General features: G+C 55.6%; 22 protein-coding genes. 10 read left to right on the top strand and 12 right to left on the bottom strand.

Translation table 11 applies throughout. From position 1 onward, the window contains the following. Positions 1–820 precede the first annotated feature (820 nt). Together G8764_RS11425 and G8764_RS11420 are read right to left on the bottom strand one after the other, a co-directional pair. A complete protein-coding gene (locus G8764_RS11425) occupies positions 821–1,072 on the bottom strand; it encodes a type II toxin-antitoxin system Phd/YefM family antitoxin (protein WP_166164760.1) in 252 nt (83 codons plus the stop codon). A gap of 132 nt (positions 1,073–1,204) precedes the next feature. Next, the gene (locus tag G8764_RS11420; RefSeq protein ID WP_341806372.1) at positions 1,205–1,348 is read right to left on the bottom strand and encodes a nucleotidyl transferase AbiEii/AbiGii toxin family protein; all 144 of its coding nucleotides are present in this window, start codon (positions 1,346–1,348) and stop codon (positions 1,205–1,207) included. A gap of 179 nt (positions 1,349–1,527) precedes the next feature. On the opposite strand from G8764_RS11420, the gene G8764_RS11415 reads away from it, so the two are divergent. Continuing rightward, complete coding sequence (locus tag G8764_RS11415) at positions 1,528–2,358, top strand: 2OG-Fe(II) oxygenase (protein WP_166164758.1); 831 nt, start codon at positions 1,528–1,530, stop codon at positions 2,356–2,358. 28 nt (positions 2,359–2,386) lie between these two features. Here G8764_RS11415 and G8764_RS22510 read toward each other — a convergent pair whose 3' ends face one another. After that, positions 2,387–2,482, bottom strand: a complete 96-nt coding sequence (locus G8764_RS22510) for a type II toxin-antitoxin system RelE/ParE family toxin (protein ID WP_243748737.1) — start codon at positions 2,480–2,482, stop codon at positions 2,387–2,389. Positions 2,483–2,651: 169 nt separating this feature from the next. Beyond that, positions 2,652–2,894: a type II toxin-antitoxin system Phd/YefM family antitoxin gene (locus tag G8764_RS11405; RefSeq protein ID WP_166164757.1), complete on the bottom strand. Its 243-nt coding sequence runs from the start codon at positions 2,892–2,894 to the stop codon at positions 2,652–2,654. A gap of 534 nt (positions 2,895–3,428) precedes the next feature. On the opposite strand from G8764_RS11405, the gene G8764_RS11400 reads away from it, so the two are divergent. From G8764_RS11400 to G8764_RS11385, 4 genes are read left to right on the top strand one after another with little or no spacing between them, the layout of a single operon-like run. Continuing rightward, entirely contained in the window at positions 3,429–3,761 is a 333-nt protein-coding gene (locus tag G8764_RS11400; RefSeq protein ID WP_166164756.1) for a hypothetical protein, read from the top strand. 9 nt (positions 3,762–3,770) lie between these two features. Continuing rightward, a complete protein-coding gene (locus G8764_RS11395) occupies positions 3,771–4,079 on the top strand; it encodes a hypothetical protein (RefSeq protein WP_166164755.1) in 309 nt (102 codons plus the stop codon). 4 nt (positions 4,080–4,083) lie between these two features. After that, positions 4,084–4,434, top strand: coding sequence for a hypothetical protein (locus tag G8764_RS11390; RefSeq protein WP_166164754.1), 351 nt, complete (start codon positions 4,084–4,086; stop codon positions 4,432–4,434). A 14-nt stretch (positions 4,435–4,448) separates the two neighbouring features. Then, positions 4,449–6,032, top strand: coding sequence for a peptidoglycan-binding protein (locus tag G8764_RS11385; protein WP_166164753.1), 1,584 nt, complete (start codon positions 4,449–4,451; stop codon positions 6,030–6,032). Between the two features lie 143 nt (positions 6,033–6,175). Here G8764_RS11385 and G8764_RS11380 read toward each other — a convergent pair whose 3' ends face one another. From G8764_RS11380 to G8764_RS11365, 4 genes are all read right to left on the bottom strand, one after another. Then, positions 6,176–7,123: a hypothetical protein gene (locus G8764_RS11380; protein WP_166164752.1), complete on the bottom strand. Its 948-nt coding sequence runs from the start codon at positions 7,121–7,123 to the stop codon at positions 6,176–6,178. 97 nt (positions 7,124–7,220) lie between these two features. After that, positions 7,221–8,315: a hypothetical protein gene (locus tag G8764_RS11375; RefSeq protein ID WP_166164751.1), complete on the bottom strand. Its 1,095-nt coding sequence runs from the start codon at positions 8,313–8,315 to the stop codon at positions 7,221–7,223. A 627-nt stretch (positions 8,316–8,942) separates the two neighbouring features. Further along, complete coding sequence (locus tag G8764_RS11370) at positions 8,943–11,840, bottom strand: TonB-dependent receptor domain-containing protein (RefSeq protein WP_166164750.1); 2,898 nt, start codon at positions 11,838–11,840, stop codon at positions 8,943–8,945. Positions 11,841–12,136: 296 nt separating this feature from the next. Next, complete coding sequence (locus G8764_RS11365; RefSeq protein WP_166164749.1) at positions 12,137–13,519, bottom strand: MFS transporter; 1,383 nt, start codon at positions 13,517–13,519, stop codon at positions 12,137–12,139. A 286-nt stretch (positions 13,520–13,805) separates the two neighbouring features. Here G8764_RS11365 and aroQ point away from each other — a divergent pair, with 286 nt between their 5' ends. After that, on the top strand, positions 13,806–14,252 hold the full coding sequence (gene aroQ / locus G8764_RS11360; RefSeq protein WP_166164748.1) for a type II 3-dehydroquinate dehydratase: 447 nt from the start codon (positions 13,806–13,808) through the stop codon (positions 14,250–14,252). Here the strand turns inward: aroQ and G8764_RS11355 are convergent. Next, the gene (locus tag G8764_RS11355; RefSeq protein ID WP_166164747.1) at positions 14,249–15,139 is read right to left on the bottom strand and encodes a LysR family transcriptional regulator; all 891 of its coding nucleotides are present in this window, start codon (positions 15,137–15,139) and stop codon (positions 14,249–14,251) included. The two genes, aroQ and G8764_RS11355, sit on opposite strands and share 4 nt — an antisense overlap. A gap of 234 nt (positions 15,140–15,373) precedes the next feature. Here G8764_RS11355 and G8764_RS11350 point away from each other — a divergent pair, with 234 nt between their 5' ends. Then, positions 15,374–16,216 (top strand): shikimate dehydrogenase family protein, encoded by an 843-nt coding sequence (locus G8764_RS11350; protein WP_166164746.1) that lies wholly within the window; start codon positions 15,374–15,376, stop codon positions 16,214–16,216. Positions 16,217–16,297: 81 nt separating this feature from the next. Beyond that, a complete protein-coding gene (locus G8764_RS11345) occupies positions 16,298–18,181 on the top strand; it encodes a bifunctional sugar phosphate isomerase/epimerase/4-hydroxyphenylpyruvate dioxygenase family protein (RefSeq protein ID WP_166164745.1) in 1,884 nt (627 codons plus the stop codon). Positions 18,182–18,361: 180 nt separating this feature from the next. Here the strand turns inward: G8764_RS11345 and G8764_RS11340 are convergent, their stop codons facing one another. From G8764_RS11340 to G8764_RS11330, 3 genes are all read right to left on the bottom strand, one after another. Beyond that, positions 18,362–18,940, bottom strand: a complete 579-nt coding sequence (locus G8764_RS11340) for a DUF3237 family protein (RefSeq protein WP_166164744.1) — start codon at positions 18,938–18,940, stop codon at positions 18,362–18,364. 116 nt (positions 18,941–19,056) lie between these two features. Further along, positions 19,057–21,207: a TonB-dependent receptor domain-containing protein gene (locus tag G8764_RS11335; RefSeq protein ID WP_166164743.1), complete on the bottom strand. Its 2,151-nt coding sequence runs from the start codon at positions 21,205–21,207 to the stop codon at positions 19,057–19,059. 141 nt (positions 21,208–21,348) lie between these two features. Then, complete coding sequence (locus G8764_RS11330) at positions 21,349–21,933, bottom strand: TonB-dependent receptor plug domain-containing protein (protein ID WP_166164742.1); 585 nt, start codon at positions 21,931–21,933, stop codon at positions 21,349–21,351. Positions 21,934–22,237: 304 nt separating this feature from the next. On the opposite strand from G8764_RS11330, the gene G8764_RS11325 reads away from it, so the two are divergent. Both G8764_RS11325 and G8764_RS11320 read left to right on the top strand, forming a co-directional pair. Beyond that, the gene (locus G8764_RS11325; RefSeq protein WP_166164741.1) at positions 22,238–23,434 is read left to right on the top strand and encodes an alpha/beta hydrolase; all 1,197 of its coding nucleotides are present in this window, start codon (positions 22,238–22,240) and stop codon (positions 23,432–23,434) included. Positions 23,435–23,648: 214 nt separating this feature from the next. Continuing rightward, a complete protein-coding gene (locus G8764_RS11320; RefSeq protein ID WP_166164740.1) occupies positions 23,649–24,479 on the top strand; it encodes an alpha/beta hydrolase fold domain-containing protein in 831 nt (276 codons plus the stop codon). Positions 24,480–24,523: the final 44 nt, after the last annotated feature.

Genomic DNA, 24,523 nt, shown 5'->3' with positions numbered 1-24,523 from the left:
AGCGCCCTGGTTCGACCAATTCCGCCCCGGGCGGAATTGGGACGAGGAGCGCAGCGACGAAGCCCGCGCAGCGGGTGAAAACGCCAGAGGCAATGGCGTTTTCATCTATCCAGCACGATCAGCACGCCGTCCCCGCACCTTCAGTTGATGCTGCACCCTTCGGGTGGGCCTTTTTTGTTTGTCCGGTGGGTCGGGCCGGGTTGTTGCTTCGAAGCGCCCTGGTTCGACCAATTCCGCCCCGGGCGGAATTGGGACGAGGAGCGCAGCGACGAAGCCCGCGCAGCGGGTGAAAACGCCAGAGGCAATGGCGTTTTCATCTATCCAGCACGATCAACCCTCCGCTCTCGCACCCTCATTTGGTACTGCACCCTTCGGGTGGGCCTTTTTTGTTTGTCCGGTGACTCGGGCCGGGTTGGTGCTTCGAAGCGCCCTGGTTCGACCAATTTCGCCCCGGGCGGAATTGGGACGAGGAGCGCAGCGACGAAACCCGCGCAGCGGGTGAAAACGCCAGGCTCTACCCCATTAACGGAATATGCACTTTCGTTTCAATAAACCTGATCGTGGTTGCCAATATTGATTAGAATAATCTCCTCGCCCTGAATTTCCAGTTCGAGCGCAATCCGATAGCTCATATTGATAGAGACTGAAGATAGCCCTTTTAATCGACCTTCCAGGCTGTGCAGTCTCAGTGAAGGGTGGTAGGGGTCGAGCTCCAACAGCTCGAGTGTTTTCCTGTACTGATTATGTATTTCTGGATGCTTCCGTAAAAATTTCCTGGCGCGCCTGATATAGCTGTCCGCGTATATCAGCGTGTATGGCATTAACCCAGTACTCGCTTCATGTGCTCTTCAACGCTTTCTGCTTTGTAGTTACCGTTTGCTATATCGTTACGAGCCTCCTGGAGGGCAATATCCAGTTCGTATTCGCGCAGTTTGTTGTAGGTATTAAAGTCGAGCACGACGTATTTGCGTTCACCTCGCACAGTAATAACGGCTTCCCCATCCTTTTGAAGTGCCGATTCTACAACTGAGACGCCTTTGGTCTTGAGGTCGTTTGCAGTGATGCTGGTCATGAGAACACCTAATGAAGCTATTAATAACACTTTATATCGTACTCTATAAAGTACGATATTGCTACTATACATTGTCCGGAAGGACTTGCTCGACGACTAATCAAATCGAGGATTTCCGACATCAGTCGTGCATTATCGATCACGCGGATGCTGGCGATCGAAAGTAGCCATTATTTTTCCGGCGTAGAGGCTGGCAAAAGATTGCGCCTGAATTTCTACGAAGCCGAATTGCTCTTGCGCCTGTTCCACGATCTTCATGGAGGCGGGTGGGTACACACACCCTCATTTGATACTATTGATCCGTATCCGCGGAAGCGGGTGAGGAGTGGCAATGACCTCAGCTGTGCAGTTCGAGTGGTTAGCGAACAGGCAGGTTTCACTGCATAACTTACATCGCGAAAGCCTTTGTCTCAGTCAGGGTGGTGATTGCTCGGTTCGTCAACAAGGAATGCCCCATGCGCCAGGCCCTACTAAAAGCGCTTGCCAAAGTCGACCGCCCCAGCGAGGTGTTTGCCTCGGGCGACCTGCCCTTGACGCTGCCTGGTCTGGTGGTTGAGGGCGTCGGATTGGAGCGGTTGCCGCTTGGGGCTACCCAGGCGCGCAAATTGATCCAGCGCTGTCGACAAGCGCCTTATGGCCGGGGTGCACAAACCCTGGTTGACACGGCGGTGCGCCGCGTGTGGGAAATGGATTCTGAGCAAGTCAGCTTTACCAATACCAAATGGCAGCCGCTGATTGATGCCATCGTCTCCGAAATTCAACAAAAGCTCGGGCTCGAGACGCGTCAGCTCGTGGCCAACCTGTATAAGCTGCTGGTCTATGAGAAAGGCAGTTTCTTTCTCTCCCACCGCGACGGTGAAAAGCTGGATGGTATGGTTGCGACTCTTGTAGTTTCCCTGCCGTCGATTCAAACCGATGGTGAGCTGGTTGTGTCTCACAATGGCCACCGCCATGTGTGCGACTTCCCCGGTGCAGCCTCTGGCAACGAGTTGAGTTTCGCGGCGTTTTACGCCGACTGCGAACACGAAGTGCAGCCCCTCGCGAGCGGTTATCGCTTGTATCTGACCTACAATCTGAGGCTGGCAAAATCCCGTCGTCGACATCTGCACGACATGATCGACCGCCATGGTTGCGATCTGACACATGTCACTGAGCGGCGCGGTCGGCCTTTCACCCTGGTGTGCACAAAGACCATCGCATCCTATGAGCGGGCGTTGGCGGTGTATCACCGAAACGTAGATAATCTGGCGCGGATTGTTGATATTGAGAAAAGAATGGTCAAATAGATCGATACAGCAGTCCATCTTGGCGTGGCTATTCGTAGTGAGTCCACAATCCTAATATTTTCACAGCATTTTCCGCTTCCAGAACCTGGTAAACCAGTCGATGCTGAATATTAATTCTGCGCAAATAAGCGCCTGCCAGATCTCCGACTAACTTCTCGTAGGGCGGGGGGGGGGGGGGGGAAAGGGATTCCTTGCAAGAATTTGCAACAACTCCTGAGCTTTGTCTTTGAGGCCGGATGAAGCCAGTTTACGGGCATCCTTTTGAGCTTGTTTGGTGTAGTAGAGCTTCCAGGTCACCAATCGAGCTCCTGGTCGCACTCATCCAGCCCGGTTTCCATCCCATCCCGGATGGACTCCCTCATGCCAGGCAGCGATAGCAGGTTAAGGGTTTCATTAATTGCATTCCAGTCTTCTTCTGCCAGTAGGACGGCGTTACCCCTTTTGCCGGTAATAACGATAGGTTGATGACTGGCAGAGGTCTCGTCGATCAGGGCGTATAGTTTGGAGCGAGCTTCTGTAGCGTTTAATGTGGTCATAGGTTACCTCCGAGCAACTGAGCGTGCGTCAAGGCGTACGCAGTGTCAATCGCCTCCAGATTAATTACTTTCCCCATAAGGGCTACCGATAGCCCGCTACAGTGGGGGGCAGAGGAGTAAAACCCTATCGAAACCAGCCGAAGTGTGAAGAAAGGAAACTGGGAAAATATCCTAAAAACTGCGCGTTCGAGAAACTGACGCCGCTGGCTTTTAACCAATTGGTCGTTGGGTCGTGCCGGGTTGGTACTTCGAAGCGCCAGCAAATTGATAGAACCCTCGCCGTTGCTCGCAGCGTGGTCGTCTTGTGGTCGAAGCACAGGCCGAAGTAGTTATTGTGTGCTGCGCGGCAAGCGGTATAGCGTGTTCACCCGGAAGTTAAGTTGTCAAACTATGGGGCCGGGCATATAGTGATGAAGCTCCGTAAACACAGGAAAAGCCCGAAAAAAAGAAATAAAAAAGGGAGTCAACTGTATGCATCGAACATGGCAGCAGCGATTAAAGCGGCTAGACCCCCGCGTATCAATCGAGCGGGCGATGGAATCGGCATCAGGTTCCGCTACAGTAGAGGGTGTCCTTCCCCACGGCAACAGGGCGCCTGTGCTGTCACTGATACAAACCGGCATCCAGTTCAGCATCGATCACGAGGTCGGCTCCGAAGCCTTCTACCAGCAAATGAAGCCCTCTCTACAGACAGCCCCGTTGTCCCTGAAGTATAACCGCGGTGCCAATTTGCAGGGTGAATCCCGTGTTGAGACGGCTGCCACCAGGGGCCTGAGCAGATGGCTTGACCGGCGGGAGGATGAGGCCAGATTGGTGCTGCAATCACCAGGTCGCTTTGCCGATAACCAATTGGTCCGCGTGGGTTAGGACGTCGCCATGTCGCAACTCGCGCAGGTTTTCATGGGCTATCGCAGCGGGCTGGAACAGTTTCGCGCCGTGCCGGAACTGCGCATCACGCTCTATTCCGGCCGCATGGAATTGCCGCCTTCGAGCGAGAGTATTGATGACGTGATTAACACTGTGCTCGCAAGGGTAAAGAGTCAGCCAATTGTGGCGACGCACAGGGTAGCAAATCAAAAACACCTGGTGTTGGAGAAGGTTGGGGCTGTTTTCCCGGCACCTGTGGTGCAAGCGCTAGTAAACTTTTTCTACACCGATAACATCGTGCAACCGGAGAAGGAGTAATATCATGGGAAAATTCAATGAGGCAATGCAAACTCTCGCCAACGGCATCAAGGACCTGTCGACCCTTGAAGTAGTGACTTTCCAGGGGGCCATTACGCTCACATCGGCAGACAGCGAAAGTCTTTATAAATTTGATGAGGTCATGGCCAGGGCGCGGGCCAACCCGGAGATCAAGGCCAAGGTACTGGCCAGTACCCGCAGCAGTATCGACGGGGATATCGTCGCGTTTTACGACACCGACATCACCGAGGAGCAGCGACTCGCCCACGCCGAACTGGTGGAAATGGGGTCCGAATCCCGCAAGGCGACCATCGAGTTCGTCAAATCGGTGCTGGGTGATATCGCTAGCCTCTGACAGGAGTGCTGTACATGGCGGACACTGAGCTCGATTGGTTGCAGCGCTGGAGCGACGGTATGGATGCGGCGGTGTCGCAGCGCTATCTTCCGGATCCCGGTGCTGAGTGCCACAAATTCAAGAGCCCGAATGAGTCGGATTCGGTTGCCTATATCAGGGCCTTGCGCGGGCGTCTGATTGAGTTGGGTTACCTGGCCGAGTCCGCAGGCAACCGCTCCAGTGCCGCTGTGGATAAAGAGTTTATGGCGGCGGTGAGGCACTTCCAGGCCGATGCGCGCATTGAGCAGGACGGCTGGGCTGGGCCGCAAACCTGGCGGGTACTGGAGTGCCTGGTCAGTTTTGAAAATCAGCAGAACCCGCTGGAATGGCATCGAGACTGGGATCAAGTTGAGGAAGTTCTTGCCAATCCCGCGGTGACGAGAGCCGTGTATTGCCGCTTGTATACCCTCGGCTTTTTCGAGGACTGGAAGCGGGATAAACTTGGCGTCCATTCGGTCATGAGCGCCGGCCAGCAACTCAGTCTTGAGCGCGCGCTTTCGCGTTTCGGTCAATTTGCAATGGGACTGAAACTGTTGCAGCGGCCGCCACAGGGGCTGGATTTCAGCCTCCTGTGCGCGCTCTTCAATCACGATGCCATGCTCGCGTCGCTGGCCAACCACCAAATCTATGACGCTGTAAAACTGGAGTTTGCGCCCAATATCGGCGCCATTACCCGAGCCGAGTTGTGGATGCTGGGCTATGACATTGCCCCTGGCAAGGATCGGGTCAAATGGGAGTCTGTCAGGGCGCACAAGCGCACCTCTCGACACCGGAAAAAGATCTCACAGACAAGCCTGGCCATCCGCAAATTCTGGCGGGACAATCGCGAGGAGCTGCCGGGCTCTGTCGACCAGGAGCAACCGTGCCACGAGCTGTTGGCCACGTTGCACCGGCTTGCCAGTGAATTGCCTGAGGAAGGCCGTCAATTCGAGGATGTCAATCGCAGTGTCGGTGAAATTCTGGCTGACCATGAGAGCGCCAGGACGTTTAAGACCCAGTTTGGCAACATTGCCAGTGGTATTTTCGACGGCATTAAAAGGGCCGTTAAGTGGCTGTATCGCATGGTGCGCAAGGCACTGGCTTTCAGCGTGGAGTTTATCGCCAATATCGTGCGTTACATTGGCAAGCGCGCGCGCCTGTTCTTCGTCACGGTGGTTAAGGCTGTCGATGTGGTTCGAGCCGGGCTCGGCTATTTGAAAAACGCGGTGCACAGTTACGCTGCGGAGCCGCAAATGGTTTTCACTCACGACAGGGATTTTGATCAGTACTGCCTGATCGAACCGGCGCTCGGGGCGGCGACGATTCGCGCTGCCACCGCGCAACATCGAGTGCGTTCCAGGTTCTATGTTGCCGGCCTGCAAATTCTCAGTCATGTTATGCGCATGGTGGCCGGCGTGGTCAAGGCGGTGCATTCTCCCGCAGGATGGGTACTGGCGCTGCTCTCGCTGTCCAATCTGGCTGAGAGTGTGGGTGCGATAAGACACCAGGTTGGGTTGATGGAGCACTACCAATTGGATCTCGGGCATCGGCGGGCGTTGTTCCGGGTGGCTGTGAGCTAGTTGTCCACAATCAAGCCAGTGGAGCCACTCTACGCACACTTGTTCCTGTTCCCGGGTGGCCCGCGCTGCCCGTGCTGCCCGTGCTGCCCGCGCCTGTGCGCCTTACCGATACCCTCACCGCAGCCTTATTGATCTGACCGCTGCTAAAAGCTCGCCTTGAAGGCTACCGATGCCTTGCTGGCGGTGTAGTCGGCGCTGCTGAGGTTGGACTGATAGTCACCGTATTCCAGGCGGGTATCCAGGGAGAAGATGCTGGTCAATGGCAATTCCCAAACCAGCTCCGCGACCTGGCGCTGGTCTGAGCGCCTGGCGCCAAGTGACGGGTCGCTGCCGGCATAGTCCCGCTCGGTCCAGCGCCAGCTCAGTTGCAAGCGGCTGTTTTTATCCAGCAGTGACAGGGTGGTGGAGGCCTGCAGCTTGTAGTCCCGGCCGTGATAGTCAAACAGGTCGGCCTGGGCGTCTTCACTGTCGCGGGCCACGCCGAACATCAGGTAGCTTCGGCCCTGGTTGAAAAAGCGGTACAGATCGATCCCGGCGCCGAGGCTGTCGGCGTCGCGGTCGTAGAAATTATCGAAACGGGTCTCTTTGCCGGTAGCGCTCAGGCGTACAAAATTGACCTCGTCGATCAACTTTGAGCCGTAGACAGTAACTTGCTGCAGGTCCAGCAAATCTTCGCCATCCAGTGTCGCTTGTGCAAAGTGATAGCTGGCGCCGGTGGTCAGGGCGTCAAATCGATAGCTGATGTCGGAGTGCAGCAGGTGCAGGTTATTGTCGTACTGTTCGTACTCGTCATAGGTTTTGGTACTGAAAGTATAGCCGCCATTGACTTGCAGTCGGTCGCTGGCTTGCCAGCGTGCGGCCAGTTTGGTTTTGGTGATCACGGCGCGATCACCCTCTTGCAACTGCTGATCCAGTTCCTTGACGCTGAGTGTGCTGTTGTATTCTGCGCCGGCGGCGACATCGAATTTGAAGCTGACGGCTTCGCCTGAGTTACCGGTAGCAAGGGCGCCGACCGAAAACAGGTTGCAGCAGCAGGTCAGCACGCCAGAAATGGCAAGTTTTCCGGGGTTGAATTGATGGCGTAATATCATGGCGGTGTGCTCCTTGAGCGGGCTGGAAATATGTTGGTGGTGGAATAAGCGGGAAGTGATTGCTGGCCGCTGAAGGCGCGGCCAGCGATGGACCGGTTTACAAACCGATGGCGTTAGTGATGTTGCCTTCTACTGCCTGGGCCACGCTGGCTTCGACGGCGGAGGTCACGCTGTCGCTGACGGCGCTCTCCACTGCGCCGGCTACGGCACCTTCGACAGTACTGGTTAGGGCACCTTCGACAGCACTGGTTACGGCGCCCTCGGCAGCACTGCTTACAGCCCCTTCGACGGCACCGCTTACAGCCCCTTCGACAGCACCGGCAATGGCACCCTCGACAGCACCGCCGATGGCACCATCAACAACACCTGTAACGACGCCTTCGACGGTACTTTCAGCAGCACCGGCAAGCGTGCCCTGCAGTGAACTGGCGGCCGCACCTTCCAGGGAGCCAGCGACGGCGCCTTCCAGTGCGCTGGATACTTTGCTTTCGCCGGCTGTGTTACCCGCGTCGGGTGCCGGGTCGAAAAGCGCAGTGCCAGACACACGGTTGCCAAGGGCTGCACCGACATTGGTAACTGCGCCAGTGGTTGCCTCGACGCCAGTCAATGTACCGCTGGCGCTGGACAGGGTTTTGGTCGCGATAGCAGTTGCTGCGCCTGAGGCGCGGGCGTTCAGGCGCTCGGTTTTGGCGCCGGCGTTGTCCGCTTTGTTGGCGGCGACAGCAGCGCTTTTATCGGCTTTGGCGCTAGCTTTTGCGTTGCCGTCGGCGGCAGTATTTGCCCCTTTGTCGGCAGTGGACTCGGTTTCTCCCGCCAGTTTTGTGGTGGATGGCTCAGCCGTCGCCAGCCCGGCCGACGTGCTCTCTGGGGTAACGGATGCACCGTTAGTGGATGCCGTTGCGTCGCCGCCACCGCTCTGTGAGGATGAAGCGGTGCCGGCATCGGATTCGACACTGGCCTGGTTGGACTTACCGGAGGAGGCTGAGCTCGCCGCCGATGTGCCGTTGTCATGGGTGGAGAATTCACCGCTTGTGTTGTGCTGGTAGCTGAATGAAGCCGATGTGCTGGCGGGCATGGAAGCTTGCACATTGGCTTGGGTGTCCATGTTGGCACTGGCGGATACGTCATCGTTGGCGAAAGCAATGGCGCTGGTCAGCAGGCTGAGGGTAAACAGGGTAGTTGAGTATTTCATTTGGGTGTTCCTCGTTTCGTTGTGAAGGTGTCTGCTTAACGAGTGAGGGACGGGGTTTATTCCCAACTAATTTAAAATTCTTTTGTGTTGAGACTGCGCGGTTGAGTTGCCTGGCGGCCCGATACGGACAGCCAACTCCTGGTTGCTCAAGCGTGCGTCGGCTGGCGGGGCCGCCAGAATCTGGCGGTCATAGCGGTCGAGTTGGGGCTTGCTTCGCCTATGGCCTGTTTCTTGTCGTGCATCGAAGTATGGTTTTATAGAAAAGGGGACGGAGGGATTAAACTTTGACCAACTTCTGGCCTCGTAGGCTTTAAAATACACCAAAGTGGGCATGATGCATTGTAGTTGGGTGTGTCTTGCCAGCTAATGCCGTGGGGTAAACAGCCTGAGCGCTGCTTTATAAAGCTGGAAGTTCTATTGATGTAAATGCTGTTGGATATCTGATGTACAACTGAATCAATATCCTGACAACCCCTGAAAGGGGAGCAAGGTCAGGGGCCGGTGGTTAAAAAATAATCACTCCGACCCCTTTACCCCGTCCCCTTTACCGTCCCCTTTACCCTGGTTTCGGAAGGTAAGCGCCCCGCCCCCGGGGTCCTGCGAAATTGGGGCAGGGCGGTTGTTTACCTAGAAGCTGGCATTGAAGCCGACGAAGAACGAGCGACCGACAATGTCGTAGGTGCCGGCACGGGTATCGCCGATACCACCACCGACGATCGGCGGTGCTTTGTCAAACAGGTTAGTGATGCCGCCCCTGAGGGTATAGTTCTCATTGAAGGTCCACTTGCCGCTCAGATCAAAGTAACTGAAGCTGGATACGCCCGGGGTCTGGCTGCTGGAATCCAGCACGGTATCCCGGTCTTCCATGCCGTGGGTGTAGCGCCAGCGCAGCGTCACTTCGGCGGGGCCTATTGCATAGCTGGGCGCAATCAGGGCGCTCCATTCCGGGTGCACGTTGTTGTCGGCAGCCCGGTTGGCGGGGCCGTCAATGGTGCCTTTGTAATCCAGGAAATCCTCGCCCGGGAGCGCTTGCTCTTCGTAGCTGTTGAGCCAGGTAAGGCTGCCGTTTACTTTCAAAGCGCCGGGACCAACATCCATTCCCCAGGTGGCCTGAACATCGATACCGTCGGTTCTCAAAGCCGCCAGATTCAGGTAGTTGGTTTCGATCCTTGAGACAGTGCCAGTGGCGCTTTCCCGGCTTATCAACTGGCAGAATTCGTTGCTATTGGAGAGGCCCGGATTTGAAGATGAGCTGAAGCACTTGGCAATGGCATCGTTGCCGTTGATGGTATTGATCACATCCTCGATCTCGATGCTCCAGTAGTCCACGGCGATGGAAAGCTCCTGGTTATCAAGGGCCGGCTCCCAGACAAAACCGATGGTCATGGTATCGGCCACTTCCGGTTTCAAATCCAGGTTGCCGCCCGCAGAGGTGGGCATCGAGGTGGTGGTATGTTGGAAAGTGTCTATTTGCGCAGCGGAAATACCCTGGGCAAGACACAGGTTGCGAATGTCTGCAGCGTCTGCACCGTTGCGGGACTCGGTCCGGACATCACAGGGATCGCCCCCTGTTGGCGGGTTGCCGACGGTCACTTCGCTGCCCACTGAGGAGCTGAACAATTCCCCAATGTTCGGCGCGCGCACGGCCTGCTGGACGCTACCGCGAACAAAGACAGAGTCTGTGGGGCGCCACTCGAGGCCCACTTTCCAGGAATCAAAATCGCCGGTAACGTCCTGGTCGGAAACCCGGTAGCCCAGGGTCAGGTCGAGGCTCTGAACCAGCGGCGCGTCTTGCAGCAGCGGTACCAACAGTTCGCCGCCAATTTCTTTGTTGACGGTCTCGCCGGAGGAGGCAAAAGAGGGGCCCCTGCCGAGCACATCATCGGTGGACAGGCTGATACTGGGGGCATAGTCCAGGCTGTCTTTACGATAGCTGTAGGTCAGAGAGTACATGACCTCGCCAGCGGGAATGGCAAACAGGGAACCGGTTACAGTACCCTCAAAGGTTGTGCGCCGGGTTTCCAGGGTGGAGATAGTGGTCGGCGCCAGATAGGCCTGGCACTCCGGAGAGATGGCCGCGCTGTTAGCGAGGCCGAAAGGATTGAAGCCACCCTCGCAAATGGAGGCGCCGCCGTCGGCCGCTTGCAGCAAGCTGTTCAGGCGTGACCCCAGCAGGCTATTGATATTGGATTCGGTGGAATCCATGGCGTCGCGAGCGACGTAGGCATCAAAAGTCCAATCCTTGAAGCCCACATCGCCTTTCAGTCCGACCAGGTACTGGCTGGTAATGAACTGCTCGTCAAAAGCGCGTTCGTTGATGGACATAAAGCGCTTGTTTAAAATGAAGTCAGCCCCCGGGTCTGGACGACTGGCCAGCAAGGTCGCCAGGTCACCCGGTATAAAGGGGTTGGTAACCGGCACCAGGGCGGTGGGACCCTGCAAGGTAATATTGCCGCCAACATTGCCCTCTGTAGTGGAGTTGGCGTACATATACTGGGCGTAGCCAGTGACGTTTTCGGTCAGGTCGTAATCGAACTTGGCAAAGGCGGTGTAACGCTCCAAAGGTTTGATCACCAGGCCCTGTTGGCCGACCGGCATACGCACCGCGCCGCTGGGTTGCACCCAGTACTGGGGATCCTGAGCGTTGGTTGGCCCCTTGTAATTGAGAGCATTGCCCTGGCTGAACAGGGTACCGTCGTCGTTGAAGCCGATCTGGTCGGTGCCGGGTGTGCCGCTAACGCCATAGCCGGCAAACAGTGCATTAAGTGCCGCCTGGGAGGGCGCATTACCGCCAGAGCGGAAAGTCCCCTGGCCGATAAAAGAGGAGGGTACGGCAAACCTGAAGAAATCGCGATCTGAGCCACGTAACTCGGTGCGCTCGGTGCGGCCGAGGGCGATCATGGCATGGCCGCGACCTTCGGCAATTGACGCACCGCCCAGCAGCGACACATCATTTTTTTCGAGACCACCATCAAAGGAATCGCCGTACTGGATATCCAGTTCCAGGCCTTCGTAATCCGACTTGCTTTGGAAGTTGACAACCCCGGAGATGGCCTCGGAACCGTACACGGAGGAAGCGCCACCGGTCAGCACTTCGACATTGCGCACCAGGGCACTGGGCACCATATTGATGTCGACCTCACCAAAGGCACTGGCGATGGGCAGGCGGCGGCCGTCCAACAGCACCAGGTTGCGGTTGGTGCCCAGGGAGCGCAGGTTCAGGGAGGCGCCGCCGCCGCCGCCGATGGCATTGGTCTGGCCGGTGGCGCCTTCGCCGAACTGCGGCATCTGGTTCAGCGCACCTTCCAGCTCTACGGAGCCGCTGGCTTGAATGGCATCTGTGTCAACGGTGGTCACCGGGCTGGAAGAGGCGTAGTCCTTTCTTACAATACGCGATCCGGTCACCATAACTTCTTCGATTACTGAGCTGTCCGCTGCTTGAGCGGTTTCAATTTGGCTATAGCTTGCCGCCGCAACCGCAAGTGCAAGCAGCGATAGCCTAAAGGCTGGTTTAGGTAGTGTCATACAGATTCTCCCCGTAATTTAGGTTTTTGTATCGGTTTGATAGAGCGATTGTGTATCCGAATCGAGCTTCGCCTATTAGAATCCATCTGCTTGCGCGCGGTAAAATACCTATAAATTTACCGACTATAACACGCAGGTATGGTTTGCCAGTTGCCTGCGCTGATCAGCAGGATATGCGTTACCGTTACCGAGTTGCGTGAAATTTGAAGCAAAAAAAACGGCTGTGGTTAGCAGCCGTTGCGCTTTGTGTTAGCTATTTGTTGCCAAATTTGCTGTCGCGAAATGGCAGCGGTAGCTCAGGCAAAGTCCCTGGAGCGAATGTTCAGTGCGGCGATGCCCGCCAGCACCAAAGGCACCGCGAAGACGGCGAAAGTTACTGCCAGGCCGACACCGGATTGCAACAGGTAACCCCCCACCAGAGGGCCGAGTACCGCGCCGGCACGCCCGGCACCCACCGCCCAGCCCACACCGGTGGCGCGGATTTCGGTAGGGTAGAGACGAGCGGCAGTAGGCCAGAAGCCATTAAAGCCGCCGTTGAGGGTGATACCAATAATGAACGCCGAGAGCAGAATAAAGAACACGCCCATTTGCACCGAGCCAAAGACCATCAGCATCACCGCCGCGAGGGTAAAAAACAGGAAGATCATGCGCTGTAAGCCATAGCGAGCGGAAATCCAGCCGAGGAAAATGCTGCCGACAAAAGAGCCCAGGTTATAGGCAGTACCGGCGTAGATCCCCTTGTCCAGTGGCAGGCCGGCATCCACTGCGATCTTCGGGATCCAGCTGATAACAAAATACAGAGTGAAGAACCCCAGGAAGACGCCTGACCAAAGCATGATGGTGGAAAAGCGACGCGGGCCCTCAAACAGTGCCTTGACGCTGGTCTTGTGGTGGGCGTCGTGGGGCTGTTCGGGCAGGGCTGCCAGGGTAGGGGCACCCATCCTGGTCAGGGTGCGATTGAGATCCTTGATGGCGCCACGGGGTTGTTTTTTGGCGAGGAACTCCAGCGATTCTGGCAGCAGAAAATACACCACTGGCAGCATCAGGCCAGTGATAATACCGGCGCCAATAAACATGGGGCGCCAGCCGTAGTCTGGCATAATCCAGGCGGAGACAAAACCGGTCATCACCGCGCCGATAGGGTAGCCTGCCTGCAAAAATGCCACACACAGGTTGCGCTTCTTCTCAGAGGAAAACTCCGCGGTCATGGCGGCCATGCTGGCGAGAATGGCGCCCACGCCAAGACCGGTGTACACCCGCGCGGCCGCCAGTTGCCAGATGGTTTGACAGATACCCGAAATCAGCATGCCGGTGGTGATTACGAACAGCGCTGCCATGATCATGCGCCGCCTGCCGATGACATCGGCGTAAGGGGCAATGGCAAGGCAGCCAAACGTCATGCCCACCAGGGCGGCGCTGAACACAGCGCCGAGCGCGGCGGCGGGAATGGCCCAGTCGTCGGCCAATACCGGTGCCGCATAGGACATTAATACCACATCCATGCCGTCGAGCATATTGAGGGTGAAGCAGATCATCACCACCAGGATTTGCAGCCCGGACATCAGCTTGTTGTCTACCAGGTCGCGCAGCATGCCAATGCACTCGTCGTAAGTGCCGGGGTGGATGCTGCCGCTATTGGCCGCGGGCGGTGGGGAGGAAGCAAGGACATCTGTAGCCATGGGATTTCCTGTGTTCTGTGGTGAAATTATTTGAATATCGACAACAGGTAGATATTGGTTATAACTGCCATGGTAAGGAAATCAGGCACTGTGATTCAAATACTCAAAAATACCCCTCCTATAACCTGGCATTATGGGTGGCTGGTACTGACCAGCTCGTAATGGCCTCCGGGTATATAACCTCAATGCATGGTTGTGCTCACAATTGGTCTTTGCTTTTACGCGCCTGGCTGGCTTGAATAGGCGCCTGACTTAAGTGTTAATCGCAGGAGCAAATCGACTCATTATGCAACAAGTTATCTATGTCCTTAATGGCCCCAACCTCAACCTGTTGGGCAAGCGCCAACCGGAAATTTACGGTACCGAAACCCTGGCCGATATCGAATTGAAGATGCGTGCCAAGGCCAAGCAACAGGGGCTGGAGCTGGATTTTTTCCAGAGCAATCACGAGGGCGCCATCGTCGACAAAATTCACGAGGCGCGGGAGATGGCCGCCGGCATAATCATCAATCCGGCGGCCTACAGTCATACCTCAGTGGCGATTCTGGATGCCTTGAATACCTTTGATGCGCCGGTGATCGAAGTGCATATTTCCAACATTCACCAGCGCGAGGCTTTTCGTCATCACTCCTGGGTGTCGAGCCGGGCCGAGGGGGTGATTGCCGGCCTCGGAACTCTCGGTTACCTGCTGGCGCTGGAGTATTTCGCCTCGATGCCGGTGGCGGGGGCCTAGTCGAGAGCGCGTAATTCCGTTTTTGCCAGCTCGTAGAACTTGCGTACATTGTTCGATAGGGCGATGCCATTGTGACGCAAAAAGTGCAAGCGTTGTTTGCTGCTCTTGATGGGAATGGCCCTGAGGTTGGGGAAACGCTGGGGCATGGCGGTGTATTCAAAGGCCACGGTGATGCCCAGCCCCTGCTCAACCATCGCGCAGGCGTCATCGGCGTAGCGCACCATCACCACCATCCGGGGCTCCCGCTCCAGCTCCGCGAACGCCTGATTGATCTTTTTACCCAGCAACGTCTCGGCGTAATAAGTGATCATGTCACAGTCGACAATATCACTGAATTTCAACGACTTGCGGCTGGCCAGCGGGTGGTCCTCGGGTACTACGCAGACCATGCCGACATTGATCGAGGCCTCAGCCATCAGCAGCGGGTGGTCGGGACAGTAAAAGGCCAGCGCGAAATCGATGCGTCGCTGGATAAGGTATTCGGCAATTTCTTCATTGGGCAGGGTTTCCAGCTTGACACTGACGCCGGGGAGCTTGGCTTTTACCCTGGCCAGCAGGTAGGGCAGTACATAGTTGGCGAGGCTGGGTGTGCAGGCAATCTGGAATTGCAGATTGTCTGGCCGGGTGATGCGATTTATGGTGACGTCGAGGTCTTCCACACGCTGATAAATGGGCTCCAGCTCCTTGAACAATTCCCGCCCTTCGGGAGTGGGTATCAGGCGTCCCTTGTGGCGTTCAAAGAGTTCGATGCCGAGCTTGTACTCCATGTATTTCAGCAGCCGGCTGATCCCCGGTTGGGAAACGTGCAGGAGTTCAGCCGCGCCACTTACCGTTTTGGCGATCATGATCGCGCGAAAAACCTCCAGTTGCCTGAAATTCAGCAGCATGTGGCAGCCTTTATGTTATTGGATTTAGGTGATGCCTAGTAAAGCACAGTCGGTTGGCGATGCAAATAGCGATCGCGGCTGGTGTTTGGCCAGGGCTTCGGCAGGGTAAATAACACCGTGTTATAGGGAGTGTAACTCTGGATATTTTACAAGCAGGGTGGCATGAAATTAAATGGAGCCAATGTAAATCCGAACAACAGGCTGCAACACACAACAATTAATCAAGGTACGCCAATGACTCTATTAATGGGGCTGATGGGATCGGGAATTGCCCGCTCAAGGATGCCGCGCTTGCAACAGTACCTGGGCTCCCTGGCGCAGGTTTCACTGGATTACCAGCTGATTGACGGCGAGCAAGTTGCCGGTTTCGACCCGGTACAGCGAGTCCATCAAGCGATGGCCGCCGGTTTTCACGGCCTCAATGTAACCCACCCCTACAAGCAAAAGGTCTACGACCTGGTGCAGCAGCCGGCGGTGAGCGGTCACGAAATCATTGGCTCCTACAATACCCTCAAGTTTGAGCAGGGCCGGATTTATGGCGCCAATACAGATTACAGCGGTTTTGTCCGCGGTTACCGGTACCGCCGTGGTGTGACCGAGCCGGGCAAGGTAGTGCTGTGTGGCGCCGGTGGCGTCGGTCGCGCCATTGGCTTTGGCCTGGCGGACCTAGGTGCCAGCCACATCAGCATTTTTGACCTGGTGGAGGAACAGGCCCAATCGCTCTGCAAGGCGCTGCAGCGGCAGGGGGTCAGCACCAGTGTGGTTGCCGCCGACGACCTGAAAAATGCCATGCAGGCGGCGGACGGGTTGGTGAACTGCACCGCGTTGGGTATGTACAAATATCCCGGCTCGGCGTTTCCGGCCGCCGCTATCGGGGCCCAGCAATGGGCCTTTGACGCTGTCTACACACCGCTGGAGACGGAGTTTCTTGTTCAGTGTCGACAAGCCGGCATGCAGTGTGTGTCGGGTTTCGATCTGTGGGTTTTTCAGGGGCTTGATGCCTTCCGTATTTTTACCGGCGTTGACGTGGACGCCAACGAAGAACTGCTTGCCACCACCCTGAGCTGGCTCGACTAAGCCGCTGCAGTTTGCCCCAACCCAGTGCGCACCAATAGCCCTGCCGACTGGTTTACAGCTTCACCTAGAGGATAATCGCCAATGAAACGCTCCATAGCATCTGTGTGTCTCTCTGGAGACTTACGCCAAAAGATCGATGCAGCTTCGTTTGCCGGCTTTGATGGCATCGAAATTTTTGAAAATGATCTCATGCTGTTTGACGAGTCGCCGGCGGTAGTCAAGCAAATGGCGGAGGACGCAGGGCTGAAGATCATTGCGTTGCAGCCCTTTCGCGATTTCGAAGGTATGCCGAAGGCAAAAATGCAGAAAAACTTCGATCGCGCGGAGCGCAAGTTCGACCTGATGGAGGAGCTGGAAACCGATACCTTGCTGATTTGCAGCAACGTCTCGCCCCACTGTATCGATAGCCTGGAGCGTGGGGTGGAAGAATTTACCGAGCTGGCCGAGCGCGCCGGCAAACGCAGGTTCAAACTGGGATACGAGGCGCTGGCCTGGGGGCGCTATATTCGCGACTATCAACAGGCCTGGAACCTGGTGAAGCAGGTAGACCAGAAAAACTTTGGCATTATTCTCGACAGCTTTCATATTTTTGCCCGCGGGCGGGACCTGAGTACCATCAGTGACATTCCCGGGGATCGCATTGCCCTGATCCAGGTGGCCGATGCACCCCAGCTGGATATGGACGTGCTGCAGTGGAGCCGTCACTTCCGCTGTTTTCCGGGGCAGGGTGATTTTCCGCTGGTGGAGTTTATGAAGGCAGTCATCAATACCGGCTACGACGGCTATTTTTCCCATGAAATTTTCAACGACGAGTTTCGCTCCTCTCCCTGTCGCCCGACAGCGGTGGACGGCATGCGCTCCATGCTGTGGTTGCAGGAGGAGGTGGCCAAGGAGGCTCCGGACCTCGCCGGTTCGCGGGTAAAACCAGGAGAATACTTGCCGCCAGAGGCGAGTGTTGACAGTATTGAATTTATTGAATTCGCCGCTGAAGGCGGCGCTAAAGATGAGTTGATCAAGCTGCTCAGCAGCCTCGGGTTTGCCAAAACCCATCGCCATCGCTCCAAGGAAGTCAGCCTCTACCGCCAGGGTGATGTCAGCATTGTGGTCAATGAAGAGCCAGACAGTTTTGCCCAGAATTATTACCTGGTTCACGGGGTCTCTGTATGTGCCGTGGCCTATCTCACTGACGATGCCGAAGGGATGGCGGAGCGCGCTGCGCATTTCGGTTATCGCAAGTTTGAAAGCGATATCGATAGCGGTGAACTGAACATACCCGCAATCAAGGGCGTCGGCGGCGAGTTGGTGTACTTTGTCCAGCAGAGCGCCGACGGTACTCGCTTCTTCGACGTGGACTTTATTGCCGTGGCAGATTCTGCACCAAGCCCCGCAGTTGATATGCGGGTGGATCACATAACCAGCGGGGTGTCAGAGTCTGAATTTCTCTCTACGTCACTGTTTTATAAAGTGCTGTTCGGGCTCAGCATCGCCCAGCCTCAGGATCTGATCGACCCCTACGGCATCGTGGTCAGCCGCACTGCCACCAGCAAGGACAAGAAAATTCGACTGCCGTTCAATATGTCGAAGAGCTGGGGTGCCTCCACTGAGCGCTTTCGGGAGGAGCACAAGGGTTCCGGGGTACAGCATATCGCCCTCAACAGCGATGACATCCTCGGCCTGGTGAAGCGGGTTGACCAGGCCATGATTTTGCCGATCCCGGAGAACTACTACGATGACCTGGAGGCGCGCTTTGATCTGGAACCGGGTTTGCTGGCGGACCTGCGCCAGTACAACCTGATGTACGATCAAAGTGAAACCGGCAATTTTATTCATTTTTACACCCGCGCCATCAACGGCATCTTCTTTGAAATCGTGCAGCGCCATAAATACAGCAACTACGGCGAGATGAACGCCCAGGTAAGAATGGCGGCCCAGGCGCGTTTGCGCAGGGCCAGAGCCCAAAAGTAAGCAGCAGCGGGATTATTGAAGAGTCATTTGAGTCGGCTCGCTGTTGCCAATTTTCTTACAGGCACGGTGAGCCGTTTGTACTCAGGTACAGGTAGCTACTTGCTGCTGGTGTCAGGCGCGAGCACATTCCGGAGTTCACCCAGCCTGAAAGAAAAGCCGGAACTGCGAAATCCCCCGCAATTATCGAATGACAAAAACCCTTATGGTTACGGAGGATCCGTCGCTGGCGGGTGTAATAGTACCGACAAAAATTCTTTGGTTGAGCCAGTCGTACTTGCCCGCCGGCGCGTGAAAGCGGGGGGCCGTGCGGACGTACCGAATATCAGCCCGGTCAACGCCGCCGACACTTATGCCCCGGTTGTGTACGATAATATTGTCGCCGTCCTCAGTCTTAACAGAATACAGGGCGTCAATTTCCAGCACACCATCCGGTCGCCGCAATTGCCAGTCGGCGCCACCGGGTAAAACGTCACCCGCCATGCCAACCCCCTTGAATTTACCGCCCGTTATCGGAATATATTGTCGAACACCTGCGTCGCTTTCGCCGACCACTACTCGTTTGCCAATTTGTACCTGCAGTTCAAGGACAAACTCCGTTGTTAGAGGCAGGTTTTCAGCAGTAGCGAATACCGAAGTGGCTAAAACCGATAGTAGTAATATCAGCGCAAGCGGTGAACAAGGCAGGTTGCTTTTAGGAGTCATTCGAATGGGCGGGGTATTGTCGGGAGCTGAGGGGTAACTTTTCTTGTCTAGGATCATACATTTGACTCGCCGGGTAAGCAGCGCCACCAGCGCCGGGGAAATTTTACATGTCACTGCAATTCTCTAAGGTCAACAAGGAGCGGCTATTATTGGCCGCCCCATGCTGGATTACTTTAAAAGTTCGCACTGACTCTCAGGTAGTAGGCGCGGCCAACCTGATCCTGGCCTCCTGAAACGTAGTTTCCGGGTGGCAGGATAAAGGGTTGTTTATCGGACAGGTTGGTAATCCCGAGGCCCAATTTCACGCTGTCGTTCAACTGAATATTGCCCACCAGGTCAAACACATTGTAAGTGTCCGGGCCTGGATCTGACGCGGCCGGATTGGTGATTGCTGTACGGTTGTCCATACTGCCCACATGGCGCCAGCGCACCCCCACAGAGAATTGGTCGGTGACGTAATCGAAGGTTGTCAGTGCCTTGAAGTCTGGCAAAGGCGACAGCGGCGGGAATTCTGAGGCATCAATGGTGTTTTTGTAGTCTACAAAAGGTGATCCATCGGTTGCCGCTATCTCAAACTTGTCGAGGAAATTCATGGCAGTATTGATTTTGAAGTAACCCGGCATATCAGCAAAATGTAGCTCGCCATTCAGAATCAGGTCTACACCACTGGTTTTAAAGCCGCCGGTATTGATATAGGTAGATCGAATATCATTGATAATGCCGGTAGCAGAGTTTCTGGATATTAATTGGCAATTTTCATTGTTCGGATTCAGTGTCGGATTGGAACCATCCCGATTAAAACAGGCGCCGAGAATGGCAGCACCAGAACCATTTAGGTTAATGGCTTGCTCAATTTCAATGCTGTAGTAATCCAGGGATACACTCAGGTTCTGCACTACATCGCCGCCCAGTTCCGGGGTGAAAACGACCCCGGCAGTAATGGTATCCGCTTGTTCAGGGTCCAGGTTTTCGTTGCCGGAAAAACTTCCAGCTACCGAGACAATACCGAGCGTGTAAGACGGGTAGATTGCTGCGGGCACCCCTTGGGCAATACACAGGTCTTGCAAATCAGCAGCAATGGCAGGGTTCATTCTCTCTGCGCTGCCCGCGTCACAGGGGTCACCCGCGCTGGGTACTGGACCAATCGAGGCGGCGGTAGCTGAAACAGGTGCGAACGCCTCATTGAAATTGGGGGCTCTCACAGCGCGCTCAAAACCGCCGCGGAGCAGAATTGATTCTACTGGACGGAAGTCAAGGTCTGCTTTGTAGGCGTTTACAGAGCCCACATGACTGTAGTCGGAGTAACGATAACCCAGGCCCAGGTTGGCGCTCTTGGCCAGAGGTACCAGTAGCTCTGCCGCCACTTCGCTTACGTCAATCGACTTGGAGGGCTGCGAAATAAGCGCTGGACTTGAAACCACGTCGCCAGTGGTAAAGAGAGGGTCCACATCTCTAAAGAAGCTGTCTTCACGGTAAGTGGCGGTCAGGGCAAAGCGCACGTCATCGGCGGGTAGGGAGAACAGCTTGCCTTGTACACTGGCTTCAAAAACATCCTGTTCGGTACCATAATTATTAGTGGCGGGCAGTGAAATGTAATTCAAGCACGCCTGTGAATTGTTCGGTCTGCCAAATGGGTTGTAGCCACCTTCACACACAGAAGCACCGCCATCGGCGGCATCCAGCAAGGCCTGGACGCGGGAGCCGAGCACGCTGTTGGGATGGTCTTCAGTGATATCGGTTTCAGCGTGGGAGTAATAGGCGTCCCAGCTGTAGTTACCATCGCCAAATTCACCCTTGAAACCGGCCACTAGCTGGAAAGTTTCGTAATTAGTGTCGTACACACGCCGTCCTGTTTCCGTGAATCGCTTGAACAGCAGCGCAGGTGCATTGGGGTTGGGGCGCGCCGCCAGCCAGGTTGCGAAGTCCGGAGAAATAAACGGGTTGGTTACCGGTACCGCGCTCAAGTTTGGGACGTTTAACGGGTAACCAATAGAGGTGACCACGGTGGAGTCCATATACAGCCCAGTGGCATAAAAAGTCAGTTCGGGGGATATCTCGAAGTCAGATTTACCGTACAGGGTGTAGCGCTCCTGGGGTGAAATAATACTGCGGTCGTTGAAAATAGCCTCCGACACTGCGCCGCTAACGGGATCGACAAACAAACGACCCGTTGGGTCCATCAGGTTGGCGCCGCCTGTGACAGCGTAGAGGGAGCCATCGTCATTGAAGCCAACCTGGGAGCTCGCATTCACTGTACCAGGTGCAACACCATACTGGGCAAAAATACTATCCACCGTAGCCTGGTCGGGGTTTCCCGTAAGCACATTCAGTGTGCGCCCGGGAGTGTGGAATCCGGAGCTGCCTTGGCCGCGATAATAATCCCTGTCCTCTCCCGTCAATTCGCTGCGATCGGTGTAGTTGAACGCCGCGAGGAAACTGCCCCGCCCCTCGGCATAACTGTTACCTCAAAGTATGGAGGCGTCGGTATTTTCGGCATCACTCTGCTCCGACATGCCGTACTGCACATCTATCTGAGTACCCTCGAACCCCTGCTTGGTCTTGAAGTTGACCACGCCGGATATAGCGTCGGATCCGTACACGGCGGAAGCGCCACCGGAAATGACTTCCACATTTTCAAGAATGATTTGAGGAATCAGGTTGATATCGACAACCGCTTCCGAGCTGGAGGCCGGCAGGCGACGCCCGTCCAATAGCACCAGGTTGCGCTTGTCACCCAAACCGCGCAAGTTAATGGTGGCGCGGCCACCGTCACCAAAGCCATTGGTGGAAGCTCCCTGGCCCAAGCCGAACTGGGGCATTTGATTGAGCACTGATTCGATATTGACTTCGCCGCTGGCCAATAGTGCTGCGGAATCCAGGGTGGCGATGGGGCTGGACGATACCAGGTCCCGACGGACGATACGTGAACCGGTTACCACGACTTCCTCAATTTGCTTTTCGTTCTGGGCAAACGTGTATTGCGTTTGCAGGGCGCAGGCAATGGAGGCGGATAACAGGGTTAATTTATAGACATCAGATATTCGATGCATACAGCTACTCCTACTTTATATTGTTATGGATTACTTTCTGGTCATTATTGGTATATAAGAGACTTAACCTCTGGCCTCTGATTACAAGCGCTTGAGCTCCGAATGTACAATGCCTGTTTATGCAATATCCATAACGTGTTGTTATAGTCAGGGGCGCCACTTTTGCATAACTGCTCGTTATACCCTGGCTAATATTAAGTATTGTACAGCGACCCCGCCCTGCGCTTGAATGGGGTAAACAGGCGTTGGCCAACATAATGGTCAAACAACAATAGTTCTATAATCCCTGCAGGAATCCGTAAAAATGCAACGACTTTTTTGCAATTTCGATGGCCCGATTTTCAGGTGCCGTGGCAATGATGATGGCGGCAGCCATAAACCAATAAATTGGCTGAAAAATATTGTTGCCCCGACTCTGGCTATGGGCCTTCTGGCAATATTCTCTTTGCAATCCACAGGTGCGGCGCTAACTGCCGGCGCCAGAATTACCGACCGTGCTGAGGTCGGCGCATCAGTGCGCGCAGTCGGCAATGATTCTTTTTCGGGCCTGAAGGTTGATTTTGCCGGCGGTGTTAGCGCGTACCCCGACGTTACCTATGCATCTTTGGCGGGCTTTCGGACGCTTAAACTGGACCTGTTTATACCGCCCGCCAGTTATTCGTCGCAGGGGGCACGGCCGCTGGTTGTCTACGTTCACGGGGGTGGTTGGGCCGGGGGCGGTCCGCGTCGAAGCGCCGCCTATGCAGATTGGCCCAAGGTGCTTGGTTCTCTCGCCGCGGAGGGCTACGTGGTCGCTTCTGTTGCCTATCGATTCTCGGGCGAAGCACCGTTTCCTGCCGCCATACAGGATGTGAAATCGGCGCTTCGATGGCTGCGGGTTAATGCCGCTGAATATCGCATCGACCCTGAGCGCGTGGCGATCTGGGGTCAGTCGGCCGGAGGTCACCTGGCCGCCTTGGCCGGCACCAGTTGTGGCGTCAAACACCTGGCCCCGGACCCGGCGGCAATCGCCAAACCCATGTCGCCCGATGTCGAAGTTGTTGCAGGCGCCGGTGGCGATCTGAACCTGGTTTCCGATTGTGTTCAAGCGGTCGTCGGTTGGTTTGGGGTCTATGATTTTGAAGCACAACTTGGCGCAGATGCTAAAGATTCAAAAGACAGTGCCATTCCACGTCGCTTTCTTGATTGCGAAACGATTACTTGCTCTAAAGATATTATGGCCGCTGCCTCGCCAATCACTTATGTTGACCCCGGCGATCCGCATACGCTGTTGATTCATGGCGACGCGGATCCGCTAGTTCACGTTTCACAGACCGACAAGTTCTACCAGTTACTTATTGATGCCGGGGTGCCTGTCAGCAAGATCATTATACCCGGTGTTGGACACAGCTGGATCGGTGGTTCCCCGGCCGCCACTGCGGCGGCGAGCAGGCAGGCATTGCAGGCAACCGTGGATTTTTTCGAAGCGACAATTGGTAAAGGTAAATTTGATCAGCGCTAGTTGCACTACAATGCAAACATACAGGGTTTGATAAGAGATAAAAATGAAAAAGCGATTTTCAATACCGGCGTTGACCTTGGTCGGTGTCATATATTTTTGCGCTGGCTGTACTGCGTCATCAACATCGACTTCATCGGTGCACTCAGCGCAGCATTCAGCCCAACAAAACGCTAACCTGGACGTGCCATTCTTCGAGAACAGGCCGGTGGCGGAAGTGACAATAACGCCAGATATTGCAGATGCTGTCTATGCGACCTATGCAGATGAAGCGCTTAAGCTGGATATTTATCTGCCGCGGGGGATAGAGCAGAGGGGTGTTATCGCCTATTTTTTTGGGGGCGGTTGGCAGTCCGGCAGTAAGAAAACCATCAAGAAATTTGTCCTGGCCCAGCTGCAGCGTGGCTACGCCATAGCCGCCATCGATTATTCACTCAGCGACAAAGCACATTGGCCGGTACAGGGCCAGCAAGCAAAAGCCGCTATCCGCTGGCTGCGGGCAAATGCCGGTACTCACAACCTGGCCGCAGACCGGATCATCGCCATGGGTAACTCCGCGGGCGGACATATGGCAGGTTTTCTATCGATGGCTGGAGCTACTGGCAATATCGAGTTTATAGAATCGGGTAACAAGCAGTATTCCGAACAGGTTCAGGGGTTTGTTGGCTGGTACGGAGTTTATGATTTAACTGAAATGCTCAGCCGCAATGAGCCGTTTAATCCGACCAGCCCTGAAGTGAAACTTTTGGGCTGCGGCCAAAGCCCCAGCGACTGTGCGGCCAAAGCCCGTAGCGCCAGCCCGACCACCTACGCCACATCAACGGCACCGCCGGTTTATTTATTACACGGCACCGCTGACGGTATGGTGCCGTTCAGCCAGTCCCGGCAACTCGCTGCCAGGCTTCAGCAGCTGCAAGTACCTGTAACCCTGGAATTGAATCCCGGCTATCAACACGGTGATCCGCGCTACGATGATGCCCCCGCACGCCGGGGGTTTGAGTCGTTTATCGACAATTTGACCTCCGCAAAAGCGAAGGGCGCACCCTGACAATGTCCCGGTTAATGGATTGCCCTGCAGCGGCTGGATTTAGC

The sequence above is a fragment of the Pseudomaricurvus alcaniphilus genome (genome assembly GCF_011440395.1).
Taxonomy (GTDB): domain Bacteria; phylum Pseudomonadota; class Gammaproteobacteria; order Pseudomonadales; family Cellvibrionaceae; genus Pseudomaricurvus; species Pseudomaricurvus alcaniphilus.
Note: the sequence above shows the minus strand (reverse complement) of the source record. Positions and strands in the feature narration are given on the sequence as shown.

Coding starts and splice junctions, on each gene's coding strand:
- G8764_RS11425 (WP_166164760.1), bottom strand. CDS start 1,072: ATGACCAGCATCACTGCAAACGACCTCAAGACCAAAGGCGTCTCAGTT.
- G8764_RS11415 (WP_166164758.1), top strand. CDS start 1,528: ATGCGCCAGGCCCTACTAAAAGCGCTTGCCAAAGTCGACCGCCCCAGC.
- G8764_RS11405 (WP_166164757.1), bottom strand. CDS start 2,894: ATGACCACATTAAACGCTACAGAAGCTCGCTCCAAACTATACGCCCTG.
- G8764_RS11400 (WP_166164756.1), top strand. CDS start 3,429: ATGGAATCGGCATCAGGTTCCGCTACAGTAGAGGGTGTCCTTCCCCAC.
- G8764_RS11395 (WP_166164755.1), top strand. CDS start 3,771: ATGTCGCAACTCGCGCAGGTTTTCATGGGCTATCGCAGCGGGCTGGAA.
- G8764_RS11390 (WP_166164754.1), top strand. CDS start 4,084: ATGGGAAAATTCAATGAGGCAATGCAAACTCTCGCCAACGGCATCAAG.
- G8764_RS11385 (WP_166164753.1), top strand. CDS start 4,449: ATGGCGGACACTGAGCTCGATTGGTTGCAGCGCTGGAGCGACGGTATG.
- G8764_RS11380 (WP_166164752.1), bottom strand. CDS start 7,123: ATGATATTACGCCATCAATTCAACCCCGGAAAACTTGCCATTTCTGGC.
- G8764_RS11375 (WP_166164751.1), bottom strand. CDS start 8,315: ATGAAATACTCAACTACCCTGTTTACCCTCAGCCTGCTGACCAGCGCC.
- G8764_RS11370 (WP_166164750.1), bottom strand. CDS start 11,840: ATGACACTACCTAAACCAGCCTTTAGGCTATCGCTGCTTGCACTTGCG.
- G8764_RS11365 (WP_166164749.1), bottom strand. CDS start 13,519: ATGGCTACAGATGTCCTTGCTTCCTCCCCACCGCCCGCGGCCAATAGC.
- aroQ (WP_166164748.1), top strand. CDS start 13,806: ATGCAACAAGTTATCTATGTCCTTAATGGCCCCAACCTCAACCTGTTG.
- G8764_RS11355 (WP_166164747.1), bottom strand. CDS start 15,139: ATGCTGCTGAATTTCAGGCAACTGGAGGTTTTTCGCGCGATCATGATC.
- G8764_RS11350 (WP_166164746.1), top strand. CDS start 15,374: ATGACTCTATTAATGGGGCTGATGGGATCGGGAATTGCCCGCTCAAGG.
- G8764_RS11345 (WP_166164745.1), top strand. CDS start 16,298: ATGAAACGCTCCATAGCATCTGTGTGTCTCTCTGGAGACTTACGCCAA.
- G8764_RS11340 (WP_166164744.1), bottom strand. CDS start 18,940: ATGATCCTAGACAAGAAAAGTTACCCCTCAGCTCCCGACAATACCCCG.
- G8764_RS11330 (WP_166164742.1), bottom strand. CDS start 21,933: ATGCATCGAATATCTGATGTCTATAAATTAACCCTGTTATCCGCCTCC.
- G8764_RS11325 (WP_166164741.1), top strand. CDS start 22,238: ATGCAACGACTTTTTTGCAATTTCGATGGCCCGATTTTCAGGTGCCGT.